Origin of the sequence: Chitinophaga pollutisoli (genome assembly GCF_038396755.1) — a bacterium.
In the GTDB taxonomy this organism is placed as follows: Bacteria; Bacteroidota; Bacteroidia; order Chitinophagales; family Chitinophagaceae; genus Chitinophaga; species Chitinophaga pollutisoli.
On sequence record NZ_CP149822.1, the window covers coordinates 1,151,143 to 1,163,837 of the forward strand.

At 55.8% G+C, this 12,695-nt stretch carries 8 protein-coding genes; 3 read left to right on the forward strand and 5 right to left on the reverse strand.

Translation table 11 applies throughout. The features are described 5' to 3' along the window. Window positions 1-68: 68 nt before the first annotated feature. From WJU16_RS04900 to WJU16_RS04920, 5 genes are read right to left on the reverse strand one after another with little or no spacing between them, the layout of a single operon-like run. On the reverse strand, window positions 69-2,615 hold the full coding sequence (locus tag WJU16_RS04900) for a glycerophosphoryl diester phosphodiesterase (protein ID WP_341837203.1): 2,547 nt from the start codon (window positions 2,613-2,615) through the stop codon (window positions 69-71). Continuing rightward, on the reverse strand, window positions 2,612-4,297 hold the full coding sequence (locus WJU16_RS04905; protein WP_341837204.1) for a sodium:solute symporter family protein: 1,686 nt from the start codon (window positions 4,295-4,297) through the stop codon (window positions 2,612-2,614). Before WJU16_RS04905 ends, WJU16_RS04900 begins: the two co-directional genes overlap by 4 nt. Window positions 4,298-4,305: 8 nt before the next feature. Next, window positions 4,306-5,196, reverse strand: a complete 891-nt coding sequence (locus WJU16_RS04910; protein WP_341837205.1) for a DUF5017 domain-containing protein — start codon at window positions 5,194-5,196, stop codon at window positions 4,306-4,308. A 3-nt stretch (window positions 5,197-5,199) separates the two neighbouring features. After that, window positions 5,200-6,771, reverse strand: coding sequence for a RagB/SusD family nutrient uptake outer membrane protein (locus WJU16_RS04915; RefSeq protein WP_341837206.1), 1,572 nt, complete (start codon window positions 6,769-6,771; stop codon window positions 5,200-5,202). Between the two features lie 20 nt (window positions 6,772-6,791). After that, window positions 6,792-9,953 carry a TonB-dependent receptor gene (locus WJU16_RS04920; protein WP_341837207.1) on the reverse strand — a complete coding sequence of 1,054 codons (3,162 nt, stop codon included), beginning with the start codon at window positions 9,951-9,953 and terminating at the stop codon, window positions 6,792-6,794. Between the two features lie 252 nt (window positions 9,954-10,205). Between WJU16_RS04920 and WJU16_RS04925 the strand changes: the two genes are divergently transcribed. The 3 genes from WJU16_RS04925 to WJU16_RS04935 all read left to right on the forward strand — a co-directional run bounded on the left by WJU16_RS04925 (window position 10,206) and on the right by WJU16_RS04935 (window position 12,521). Then, window positions 10,206-11,219, forward strand: a complete 1,014-nt coding sequence (locus WJU16_RS04925) for a LacI family DNA-binding transcriptional regulator (protein WP_341837208.1) — start codon at window positions 10,206-10,208, stop codon at window positions 11,217-11,219. A 128-nt stretch (window positions 11,220-11,347) separates the two neighbouring features. Further along, window positions 11,348-12,205 (forward strand): glycerophosphodiester phosphodiesterase family protein, encoded by an 858-nt coding sequence (locus WJU16_RS04930; RefSeq protein WP_341837209.1) that lies wholly within the window; start codon window positions 11,348-11,350, stop codon window positions 12,203-12,205. Window positions 12,206-12,278: 73 nt separating this feature from the next. Then, the gene (locus WJU16_RS04935) at window positions 12,279-12,521 is read left to right on the forward strand and encodes a hypothetical protein (protein ID WP_341837210.1); all 243 of its coding nucleotides are present in this window, start codon (window positions 12,279-12,281) and stop codon (window positions 12,519-12,521) included. Window positions 12,522-12,695 lie beyond the last annotated feature (174 nt).

A 12,695-nucleotide genomic window follows, 5' to 3' on the forward strand; every position in this document is an offset into this window, starting at 1 on the left:
AAGATGGCCTGTCAGGGCATACCGATGGCCCCGGCCGGAAGCCGTTCCATCATCTCTGCAATCATCTGTTATTTCCGCAAACTGATTTCTACAACCTGTATCCCATACGGCGCGATCTGCACCGGATAGCGGTCCTTCGCCCCTGCGGGCTTTACCGTCAGCTTGCTGAAATCAATATTCACAGTGGCATCCATTGGCTGATCGTCGTTATTGAGCAGGATGAGGAAGAGTTTTTTCCCATCCGTGCCCATCGCGCAGTAATAATCGAGGCAGGGATTGTCGCATTGCAACAGTCCCTGGCGCAACAGCAGGTTGGCGGGTTTTCCGTTCACCTTTCCCGGCGCGTGGCCGTAGGATTGATGCGGACCCACTTTCGGCGTGATGAACCCTCTCGGGAAAACGACTTTTCCGCCCGAGCGCATTTCCGCTTCCGCCAGCAGGTAATCCGTGATCCACCCGATCTGCCACCAGGCGTGGTGCGGGTAAGGGCCGGCGCCTTTGTTCATCACATCCCAGTAATACGACGCAACGCCGGTGGCATCGTCCACGAAAGCGTCGCGCCCCAGCGCGGCGGCCCGTGCCATATGGAGGAACAACGAATCTTTGGTGAGGGAGAACATCCGCACGAACATCCCGGCATGGCTCGCCAGCAGGATCGGCCCGCGGTAATTGGCGCTGCCGAAAGTACCGCCATGCTCGAAGCTCAAACCAGCCTGACTGATCTCCCAATCTTTCCGTTCCATGCCATTTACCCATTTTGTTTTTCCGTCGGGGATGGGATGTGTAAAGATGGAAGTCGTGTACATTTTCGCGGTTTTGACCGCCGCGTCACGGTATTTCTTTTCTTTCGTTACTTCATACAATTCCAGCAAAGCCTGCGCGCTTTGGGCGGTGGCAAAGTCAGGCGCGAAACGCGTATCGCCGCAAACACCCAGGAACCTTCCGGAATCCACGGCGTGGCGCACGAACCAGTCCGCGCCCTTCCGTGCGGCTTCCAGGTATCGGGATTGGTTCAATATTTTGTAGGCGATGAGCATGCCGTAAAAAGTAGGCCGGAGATCTTCAACTTCGCGAAACATCGGCGCCTGCGTGGCCTGATCATACGCCACCTGCCAGCGGCCCTGATCGTCCATCCAGCTGAGGAGGCGCTCCGCCGCGTCGGCCACTTCTTTTTTCATGGCGGCGTCACCGGGGTTGAACAGCAGGATGTTGCCCGCATCCATCAACACGTAATAGGTAGTGCCGATAGGCTCCACGTACGGTCCCCACTCTTCGGTGAAGCGTTTGCTTTTGGAGAGGTAGTATTGTCCGGCCGCGGCGCCGTGGAAGAACCCGGGCGCAACGGTTTGTTGTTGCAGTTTGAAATTGCGGGCATAAGGAAGGCGCGTCTCCTTTAGTACGGGATCGTTCATGATGCCGGCGAGCATCCACATCGCGCCGTAATCGGAATTTTTCATCGCGTCTTTTTCCGAGCCGTGTACGCCGCCGAGATAAGCCTGCGCGCCGATCTTCATGCTATTGAAATCTTCGGTGCGCCAAAGCGAAGTGGAATCGTTGGTCACGTAGCGGTGCATCGCCAGGATACGATCCGTGAGCGAGCGTTTGGTGCTTTTCATCGCCAGGAAGTCAGGAAAGCGGTAAATATCGTTGACGGCATGCTTGTACACCTGGTACCAGCCGGCGTCCTGCAGGGTATAGCGGAAGGAGAAAGTGGCGGTTTGCCCGCGTTGGAGGAACGACCCCTCCTGCCCGAGTACCGGGTGGTACAGCGTGGGCGTCAGTTCGCCTTTGCGGTTCATGAGCGACAGGCCCAGGCGCCATACGGTTTGCGTTTTAGCCTTGCCTTCCCAGGGATCGCGGGCGGTGCCGGGGGCGGCGGTAACGGCCAGTGTAACGCGGTTCTTGCCCTCTATGAAAGGCGAAAGCGTGGATGCCGCCCTGTCGCGGACGATCAGCGGTTTATCGGGAATGCCCTGCATGTAAACGGCCGATTTGATAAAATCCTTCTCCACGGCGTTGCTTTGGTAATACCCGGGGATCCCGGCCCAGGAGAATCCGTTTTGCGGCCAGGTGGCCAGCGTGGGCGTAGCGATAGAGAAGTATCCGTCGGTTTTGGCGGTCAGTTGTATGGTAACGGTTACATCCGACGGAAAAGCGGGGTCCGTTTGCCAGAGGGCGCGCATGGAAGCGCGGTCGCTCTCCGAGGCAAATGCCTGTCCCTTCCCCTCCGACTTTACACCGGAGGGAAAGAAATGCAGCGCTTCACCGGCGGTATTCAGCTGCACGGGGCCCGTCAGCTCTTTCCACAATGGGATGACATACCGGTAAATACTTTCCGGGAAATTGATCTTATCACCGGCGGCATTGTATACCGGCTGCGGTTCTTTCGAAGGCGGTGCAGCTGAGTACAGCAGCGTGTATTCCCCGCCGGCATGCGGCAGGTCCGTCCAGCTGCCGTTGCGTTTGACAGATAGTTGGTTCAATGCATAGCCCTGGGGAGACTGGCTCCATCCCAGCCGGAGGGCGCTGCTTTCCAGCGACACGCGCTCCTGTGCGGCGGCGCTTCCGGCCGTCAGCCCGCACAATGCCCATATGATCGGAGATATTATTTTCATGACGCGGAATTCTTTCTTGACGCCCTGAGCGGAATCAGCGCGAGTAAAAGGATAATCGTGGCGATCACGGCGACCAGCGTAGCGCTTCCCGCCGCAAAAAAGCAAAGGATAAACAGTAAAACAGCGATGAACGCCAGCGAAAAGGAAATCACCTTCAACCCGAAAATATTCTGCTGCCGGATAGCGGCGGCTTCTTCGGGGTCCGTTGTTTTTGTTTCCACTTTTCGCTGCGCCCTCACCTGCTGCAAATGCAGGTATTCTTCACTGAGGCCGCCCTTCCAGCGGGCGTACAACTCGAACACCAGCAGCATGAGGAACGGCAAGCCCACGCCCATCAGCATTTCATCCGCCCGGTTCAGCCGGATGCCGGAAGTGAAAGGCAGGATGATTTTGAACAACAGGTTGGCCGCGAGGCTCAGCCCGGTGATGTACATGGTGGCCTTCCCCGTAAGCCGGCGCGAGAACAACGCCCAGATCGGCGGCGCCAGCAAAGGCCCGCCGGTAATGGCTGCGATGCTCAGCGTAAACTCAACGATACCGCCGATGTAAGGAACAATCAGCGCCACGGCGATCATCCCCAGCCCAAAAAACCACGACGACAACCGCGCCACGAACATCAATTTGTTATCCGTAGCGGCGGGATTGATACGGCCTTTGTAGATATCGTTCGTGAAAACGGCCGACACCACGTTCAGCGCCGTATTGGCGGAAGCGGAAGTGGAAAAATACATCCCGGTCAGGATCAGTCCCATCAAACCGGCAGGCAGCACGTGCTTGCAGACCATCAGGTACGCATTTTCCGTGTCGGCGCCCTGCAGCGAGGGATCGATCAGCTTATACAACATGGGCGGCAGCATCCATAAAACGGGACTGATGATATACAGCGCCGCGAAGAGATACGCCACTTTAGAGGCGGAACGCGGCGTGTCCACGCTGGTATAGCGCTGCACGAACGTCCAGTTGCCGCCAATGTAGAAAATATGGTATAACGCAAAAGCGAAGATGAAACCCCAGGTATATTCACCGTTCACCACGTCGAAAAAACCTTCGGGCGAGAAATGCAAAAACTTGTCCACGCCCCCCGCTGCGTCAAACGCCAGGGGAATAATGATCAATACAGCGGCCGTCAGGATAACGAATTGCAGGATATCGGTCACCATCACGGCCCAAAGCCCGCCCACGGCGGTATAGGCGATCATCAGCAAACCCAGCACCACCGTGCTCGGCATGAGCGGGAAACCCAGCGAAGAGCTGACCAGCCGCGCTACCGAATACAACACCGATCCTTTGATCAGCAGCGACACCGCCATGAAAATGTAGATGTACGATTGCTGCACGCCCACGCCCAACCGCTCCCGGATGAATTCCGCGGCGGTCAGGTTGCCGGTGGCTTTCCATTTGGGTGCGAGGTAGAGGCCGGTAACAAGCCCGCCGATGCACATGGTCCACTGGATGGTAACGGCCACCCAGCCGTACTTGTAAGCGATGGAGCCCCAGGCCACGAAAGTACCGGCGGAGAAAAAGCTCATAAAGAGCGAAAGGCCGCCGATGAACCAGGGCACCGCTTCCCCCGCCGCGAAAAACGACTTCAGGTTGCGGCCCGTCCGGGAGAACGAAAAGCCCACCAGCATGATGAAAACCGAAAAAACTACTATTACCGATGTATCGATCGCTACGTTCATGATCCTGCTTAAGGTGTAATGGTTAAATTGATTTCACGCGTCAGGCGCTTTTCGCCGTTGTAACGCACCGCCGAAGCCTCGAACACCACTTTATAAGTGCCGGGCTTCGTGTATACGTAACGATGGCCGTCGAGACGGGTGCTGATGTTTTTCAACGCCGTACCCACATCCGGCGCGATCTGCCAGGGATTAAAGCCTTTGGAAATCACCCAATCTTCATTATCATCCACCGTTGCGCTGCTGTTTTGCATGAGCAATTGGGCAGAGGTAATGGTCCAGACGCGCACGGGATTCAGGAAATCCACCTGCTGCCACCCGCCGGTGCTCATCACGGCCAGGGGCGATATCACGCCATCGTCCGACACATTTTTGGCGCTAAAGGTACGTACAGCCCAAAGGTTCTGTCCCTGCGGCTTCTTCGTATCCGTATACCGGAAAGCTACGTATACCCTGGCGGAATCCGACTGCTGCGGCGTAAATTCTTTCAGGCTGATCACGCCGGAAGGCGTATTATCCGCACCGCTGGAAAATACCGCGCGATCGGAAATATCGGTCCAGGTGGCGGCCTGTACGTCACCCACCGTTGCTTTGCCGTTGAAGTTGTTGGAGACCATCAATTGCAGGTTGGGATAAATCACGCCACTCCTGACCAGCGTGGAAAACTCCACCTGCAGGTCGTTGGCCGCGCGCGTCCTTTTCCGGAACTCGAAATTATGTCCCGGTTCTCCGGAATAGAACGTGATGTTGTCCGGATTGCCTTTGAAGGAGAAGAGAACCGAGTCGCCCGCCTTGTAGGTCAGGGATGCGGTCGATACTTCGAAGTCCGGCGTTTCGACATTGTCTTTTTGACAGGCTGCCAGCGCTATGGCGGCGGCGAGTGTATATAAAAGCTTGCGCATGGTTTACCAGTTCGGGTTTTGAATGATGAGATGGTTGACCGTGGTTTCCGTATTCGGAATGGGGAACACCAGGTTTCTTTCGGTCACGTTTTTGGCGGCGTTGGCGGCATAGCGGAATGCCGACGGCGCCGTACTGGTGATTTCTGCGGCGAGTGTGCGCATCTTTTCGAGATACAAACCCCAGCGCATGAGATCGTGCTTGCGCATGCCTTCGAACGCCAGCTCGCGGGCGCGCTCGTTTTGCAGGAATTCCCGGAAAGCAAGATCATTCATTCCGGCCGGGGCATCCACAGCCGCATCCGGCGTATTCACCGGTTTGCCGTATCCCCTTCTGCGCACCTGATTCAATGCGCTGTAGGCCGCAGCGTTCGGGCCGTTCACTTCATTCTCCGCTTCGGCTTTCATCAGCAGCACATCCGCATAGCGGATCACGGGGAAGTTAGTGGAATTGTAGGTCCTGTTCTTGGGCGTGGCCGTTTCGTACTCGCGGCGCCACTTGCCGATCGTGCGGTCATAGATCTGCACATCGGTGTAATTGGATTTGGACGTTATGCCGTTCGATATCACGTATTTATAGGGTGCGATGGCCCAGTCGCGGCGGATGTCGCCGGAATCGTACATTTCGAACATCCGCGCAGTCGGATGGATCCCCCCGCCGCTATAACCGATTTTGTCATCCGGGCACTCCAGCCCGTTTTCGATCCCCACGGCGCCGGCCAGCTGCGAACTGCCCAGCTGGTTGCCGAACATGCCGACTTCCCATAGGCATTCCTGCAGATCGTATTTATCCTGCGAATGATTGATGAAAATCTGTTTGTAGTCGGGATTGAGGGAATGGCGGCCCGAGGCGATCACGGAATCCGCGTAATCCAGCGCATCCTTGTACCGGGCGGTTTCCTTCAGCGGCTCGCCGGCCATGGTGAGGTACACCCGCGCGAGGATCGCCTGCACGGCGGTTTTGGTCACAGTTTCGTTGTACGCATAGTTACTGATATCGCTTACCAGCCCTTCCGCCTCTTTCATATCCTTCACGATCTGCGTATATACATCCTTCACGGTGGAACGCGGCAGGAAATTATCGGTCGGGGATTTGGTAGACACCAGTTTCAGCGGAACGCCGCCGAAATTATCCACCAGCAAAAAGAAATAATACGCCCGGAGGAACAACGCCTCCCCGCGGATCATGTTGCGGCGGGTTTCATCCATTTTCGGCTTGTTCACATTCTCCAGCAACAAATTCGCCCGGTCGATGCCCTGGTAGCACGTTTCCCAGAAACGGCCCACATCCAGCTGCCCCGCGTCAAATTCCATCACCTTGATATTATTGATGGTGATATTCTTGTAAAAAGATTCATCGCTGATAGACAAATAGCTGAACAGCCCCCGGGAATACATCCGCCCGAAATTGTCGATCAGCCGGTTGTACACCCCGTTCAGCGCCCGGCGCAGATCAGCTTCCGTGTTGTAATAATTATCCGGCGTCACGAAATCTTCCGGTTCCGTTTCCAGGAACTTCTTGCAGCCGCCCAGCAAACCGGCCGCGATCAGTAAACATATGAGGATGCGATGCTTCATCTGCATAAATTTTTCAGTCATTAAAAAGTAAGATCCAGACCCAATGTAAGCGTGCGCGCCTTGGGGTAAGCCGACCAGTCGAAGCCCGGCGTCAGCGCCGAATGGCGGACAGACACCTCGGGATCCAGCCCCGTGTAATTCGTCCAGGTATAGAGGTTCTGCGCTGCCGCATACAACCGTAAGGCCTTGATATGCGCCCTGCGCAACACGGCCGGCGGAATGGTATACCCCAGCGCCACGGTCTTCAACCGCAGGTACGAACCATCTTCGATCGTGCGCGACGAATACACCTGCGGGCCCTGTCCGCCCACGCGGTACAGCTCGTTGGTCTGGTTCTCGGGCGTCCAGCGGTTTTCGAACGACTTGAACATGTTCAGGTAATTCCTCACCACGTCTCCACCCTCGAACTCGATGCGGTTGGCGTTGAGGATGTCGTTCCCGTAGCTCCACTGGAAAAATACGTTCAGGTCGAAACCGCCATAGGTGAAGTTGTTGGAGAAACCGCCGATGTGTTTCGGGTTGGGATTGCCGATGATCGTGAGATCGCTGTTGTCCACCTGTCCGTCACCGTTGATATCCTTGTACTTGATATGGCCCGGCGTGATATTGGCGCGCGGCATGGTATTGTTCGGCACGTCGTCTCTCAGCACGTAGGAACCATTCGGCAGCTTGTTGAAATCGCTGTACTGGTACACGCCATCAAACAGGAACCCGTAAAACAGCGCGATCGGCTTGCCGGGAATGGCGATGTAGGGGAATGCGTTATTGAAATTCCCCCAGGTGATGCGCGACTGGTAACTGGGTTCGCCTTCGTTGAGCTGTATCACTTTATTGCGGTTGAAGGAGATGTTGAAGTTGGACGTCCAGCTGAATTTTTTGCTTTGGATGTTGGTGGTATTGAGGGTGAATTCGAAGCCCTGGTTCGACACTTCCCCTACGTTCCGTATCCCGCTGAGGAACCCGGTGGAACCGGGAAGCGTAGCCTGCAGCAGCAGGTCGCGGGTGTTTTTCTTGTAATAATCCGCTGTCAGCGCGATGCGGTTATTGAAGAAACCCAGATCCACACCGACGTCCGTTTGCCCGGTGGTTTCCCATTTCAGGGTTTTATTGCCGATACCGTTGGGAATGATCCCCGCTTCCATGTTATTGCCGTAGGAGTAACCGGAGTAGATGAACATCTGCATTTGTTGGTAGGACGCGAAATCCCCGACGCGGTTGTTCCCCGTCATACCATAGCCCAGCCGCACCTTGGCGTCGGAAATCCAGTTGATGTCTTTCATGAAAGGCTCGTCGCTGATCCTCCAGGCGAAGGCGCCGGAGGGGAAGCTCGCCCATTTGTTGCCCACCGCGAATTTAGAAGATCCATCCTCCCTGAACGAAACGGTAAACAGGTACCGCGAGTTGTAGGTATAGTTCACACGCCCGAGGAAGGAAGCCAGCGCGCTGCTGGTCTTCTCGTTGGGGGCGGTGGACACGATGCCTTCGTCGAGCCCGCTCATGCCCAGCGCTTCGTTGGGCACCTGGGTGGAAACGAAACCGTGGCGGTAAGAGCGGATCTTCTGCACGGTGGCGCCAACCACCACGTTCAGGCTGTGCTTCTTGTTGAAGGTGCGCACATAGCTGAGGGTGTTTTCGTTGAGCAGGTTGGTGATCTCGGTATTGTCGAGAGAACCGTTGACGCCCTGGGCGCTGCTTTTGGGATTGCCGAGGCGGGTTTGCGAATTGTTGAAGATCTCGCGGCGGATATTGATTTTGGTCATACCGCCGGTGAGCCGCAGCGTGAAATACTTCAGTGGCTTGATTTCCACATAGGCGTTCGAAATAAACGTATTGTTGAAAGCGGGATTGTATTCGTTGCGGGTGGAGATGATAGGATTGATGCGCCATTCACTTAGCGGGTCCACATCGGGATCGAAGGGTTCTTCGAGCAGTGAGCCGTCGCTTTCGGAGTCGCCGGTCACCGGCCGGAAGCCCCACACGCTGTACATCAGGCTCGCCGTAGGACCGGAAGCCGGGCCGCTCACCGTGCTGTTGGCGAAAACGCCGAAAGTTTTGGTGCCGGTATAGTTCAGGTTGATGCCGGCTTTCACTTTATCGGAGATGGTCTGGTCGATGACAGCGCGGCCCTGGTAGCGGCGGAAACCGCTGTTAATGATGATCCCGTCCTGCGAGAAAACATTTCCGGATATGGAATACCTCGTTTTGTCGGTTCCGCCGCGCAGGGAGATGTTATGATTCTGCCCCAACGCGTCGCGGAACACCTGGTCTTGCCAGTTGATGCCTTTTACGTTGCGGTAATCTTCCAGTGTTTTGCCATCTTTCAGGTAGATGGGGGTGTAGAGCGTGGGGTTCATTTCCAGCTGATATTTGACGAACTCGTAGGGGTCCATCATTTTCTGCTGGCGGATATTTTGCATCATGCCCACCCAGGTTTGGTAATTCACGACAGGCGCGCCGATCTTCCCCTTTTTGGTGGTGATCATGATCACGCCATTGGCGCCCCTGGCGCCGTAGATCGCCGTGGCTGATGCATCTTTCAACACTTCGATCGATTCGATTTCGGCGGGGTTGATAACGTTGTTATCGGGGCTTTCAATGGGGAAACCATCGATCACGTAGAGCGGCGAGTTATCCTGCGTCACGGAGTTGTTGCCGCGGATAACGATCTGCATGCCCTGGCCGGGCTGCCCGTCGGCCGCGGAAACCTGTACCCCCGCTACCCTGCCGGCCAGCGCCTGCTCGAAGCTGGCGACCGGTGCTTTTTGCAGGTCCTCTATTTTCACTTCGCCCACGGATCCCGTAAGGTCTTTACGTTTCACCGTGCCGTAGCCGATCACCACCACATCGTTCAATCCTTTTACGGATGGTTCGAGTTTGGTGTTGTAAACCGTGGCCGTGGGCGCGAGCCGCGCTTCTTTAGTGTGGTAACCGATGAAGGAAAACACCAGCACCGCTTCGGCAGATGATGCGATGCGGATGGAATACACGCCTTCGTCGTTCGTCATGGCATTTGTTGTGCCGCCTTTGAGGACAATCGTCACCCCGGGGAGCGGCTCCCCTTCCATGTCTGTGATCTTCCCGGTGATGGTGCGCGTTTGGCCCTGGGAAGGCTGCGTTTGTGCATAGGTAGTCCGGATAAGCACCATACACATCAACAGCATTAAAAAGATCTTTGCATTCATAAAAACCAACGTGTTTTAGTGTGAACTATGCGTACTGTGCGGTAAAAACGGAACATTCAGTAAACGTGGCATAAGCCGGCGCCGGAAAGCCGACGGTAAGCAACCCCTTTTTCATACGTGTGAATTTAGTTGAACACCAAAGATTACAACTAACAACTATTCCGCGAACAAAAAAATGACTTTTCCAAATTGGGAACATTCCCAATTTGCGGGAATGTTCCCACGAATGGAAATAATTTGTTTCTTAGCAGCATGAAAAGGCACCAGGTAACCATTATCGACATCGCGAAGGAGCTCAACCTGTCCAAATCCACTGTTTCCAGGGCATTGACGGGCCATAAGAGCGTGAAACCGGAAACACGGCAGGCCGTGCTGGAACTGGCCGAAAAACTCGACTACCAGCGGAATATGCTCGCCATCAGCCTTATTACCAAAAAAACAAATACGATCGGGATTATCGTCCCCGAGTTCAAAAGCTCCTACTTTCCCACGGCGATCATCGGCGCGCAGGAAGTGGCCAGCAAAGCCGGTTACACAACGGTCATCTGCCAGTCCGACGAGCGCTACGAAACCGAAGTCGCCAACACGCGCGTAATGCTGGCCAACCAGGTCGACGGCGTGCTGGTGTCTATCACCAAAGAAACGCTGAACTACGATCATCTGAAGATCTTCCAGCGCAAGGGGATCCCCATCGTCTTCTTCAACCGCGTGTGCGACGAAATGGAAGTGCCCAAAGTGATCGTGGACGATTACGACGGCGCCTACCGGGCCGTTAATTACCTGATTGAATCGGGCCGAAAGCGCATCGCCCACCTGGCCGGACCGTTTTCCCTCAAGATCAGCGAAAAACGCATCAACGGCTACAAAGCCGCGTTGCGCAAGCATAACGTGCCCTACGACGAAGAGCTGCTCATCTCCTACGACCTCAACATCGAAAAGGTAAAGATCTACGTCACCCACCTGCTCAACCTCGATAATCCTCCCGACGCCATCTTCGCCGTCAACGACCCCACGGCCATCGAAGCCATCCAGGTTATCCGCAAACGCGGGCTGCGCGTGCCGGAAGACATTGCCGTTGTCGGGTTCAGCAACGATTTCGTCTCGGGCCTCATCGATCCGCCGCTCACCACGGTTTCCCAACCTGTCCGCGAAATCGGCAGAACCGCCGCCCAGCTGCTGATCGACCAGATCAACCGCGAAGTGGCCGACTGGAAAACGATCATTAAAGTGCTGAAAACGGAGCTGGTGATCCGTAAATCGTCCTGACCGGCGCGGCAAACCGCTTGCATGGGAAAGACAAAACCAATACATTTAACACGAAAGAAACATCCCTCCGGGGGATATTCCCGGAAAATCGCCGCATCTTGCCGGCACTAAACTATCCGCGCAATACCATGAAACGCATGCTCGCCGCCTTATTCCTCGTCTTTTCCATCCCGGCCGCCAACGCACAAAGCTCCCGGGCCGACAGTCTCCTGAACGATCTCCGCCACCATCCCGAATACGTGCTCGTGGCCGCCCACCGCGCCGCGCACGCCGATTACCCGGAAAACTCGGTGGCCGCCATCCGGGAAGCCATCCGCCTCGGGGCCGATATCGCGGAGCTGGATGTGCAACGCACGAAAGACGGCGTTTTCGTGCTGATGCACGACCGTACCATCACCCGCACCACCGGCCAGCCGGGCTCCGTGGCGGATTATACGCTCGAACAACTGCAGCAATTTCCGCTCCTTCATAACGGCCAGCCCACTCAGCACCGCATCCCCACGTTCAGGGACGCGCTGCTCGCAGCGAAAGGGGAAATACTCGTGGATGTGGATTTCAAGGTAGACGGTCTCGACGCGGCCAAAGAAGCATATCCTGTCATCCATCAGGCCGGCATGGCCCCATACGTGCTGTTTTTCCTCTACGACCACCCGGATGCAAAGGTGCTCCTTGCTCACGACGCGCGCATTCCCATCCTGCCCCGCGTGCGCGATGCCGCGGCCACCAGGGAAACGCTGGGTTTCGGCAAATTCCCCGCGTTGCATCTCGATGAAACCTTTTACAGCAAAGCAATTGCGGAGGATGTACGCGCTCAGGGCGCGCGCGTGTGGATGAATGCGCTCGGATCATTCGACAAAGAAGAGAAAGTGAAGCCCGGCGCAGGGTTCGACCGCTTCTTCAGCAGCTTCCCGCTTACCGGCATCGTGCAAACGGACCTCCCGGGCGAGCTGGTCGTTTATCTGCGGAAGAAAGGCAAACACCGCTGACCGGTCCCGGGAATTGCGGTAAAAATTAGTTAATTTGGTCATGATATAGGCAGCCCCCTGTCCCTGACATACCATGACTTACGTTAACAAACTGATTCTCGCTTCCATCGGGTTCATCCTCTGTTTTTTATCCGCCCGCGCGGATACTTTTACCGTTACCTCAAATGCCGAGAGCCGCCCGGGTTCCCTGCGCGCGTGCCTCACGCAAACTGCGGCCAACGGTATCGCCATAAAAGACTACATCTATTTCAATATTCCCGGCGCCACCTGGGCCGACAGGACCATCATCCTGCAATCCGAGCTTCCGGCGGTTTAGGGCAACCTGGTGATCGACGGATCAACCCAGCCAACGGCAAACGCCTATAAATTTCCCCTTGTCATTAATTTTCGTAAATTTTGCCCGGAAACAGGTCAGACCAAAATCAAAAAGGATTAACTTATCGTTAATTCCGGCACTATCAGTCCGGGGGTTTTTCCACGTTAATTGCAA

Excerpts from the sequence above, each read along its gene's own strand:
- WJU16_RS04900 (WP_341837203.1), bottom strand. The coding sequence starts at position 2,615 with ATGAAAATAATATCTCCGATCATATGGGCATTGTGCGGGCTGACGGCC.
- WJU16_RS04905 (WP_341837204.1), bottom strand. The coding sequence starts at position 4,297 with ATGAACGTAGCGATCGATACATCGGTAATAGTAGTTTTTTCGGTTTTC.
- WJU16_RS04910 (WP_341837205.1), bottom strand. The coding sequence starts at position 5,196 with ATGCGCAAGCTTTTATATACACTCGCCGCCGCCATAGCGCTGGCAGCC.
- WJU16_RS04915 (WP_341837206.1), bottom strand. The coding sequence starts at position 6,771 with ATGAAGCATCGCATCCTCATATGTTTACTGATCGCGGCCGGTTTGCTG.
- WJU16_RS04920 (WP_341837207.1), bottom strand. The coding sequence starts at position 9,953 with ATGAATGCAAAGATCTTTTTAATGCTGTTGATGTGTATGGTGCTTATC.
- WJU16_RS04925 (WP_341837208.1), top strand. The coding sequence starts at position 10,206 with ATGAAAAGGCACCAGGTAACCATTATCGACATCGCGAAGGAGCTCAAC.
- WJU16_RS04930 (WP_341837209.1), top strand. The coding sequence starts at position 11,348 with ATGAAACGCATGCTCGCCGCCTTATTCCTCGTCTTTTCCATCCCGGCC.
- WJU16_RS04935 (WP_341837210.1), top strand. The coding sequence starts at position 12,279 with ATGACTTACGTTAACAAACTGATTCTCGCTTCCATCGGGTTCATCCTC.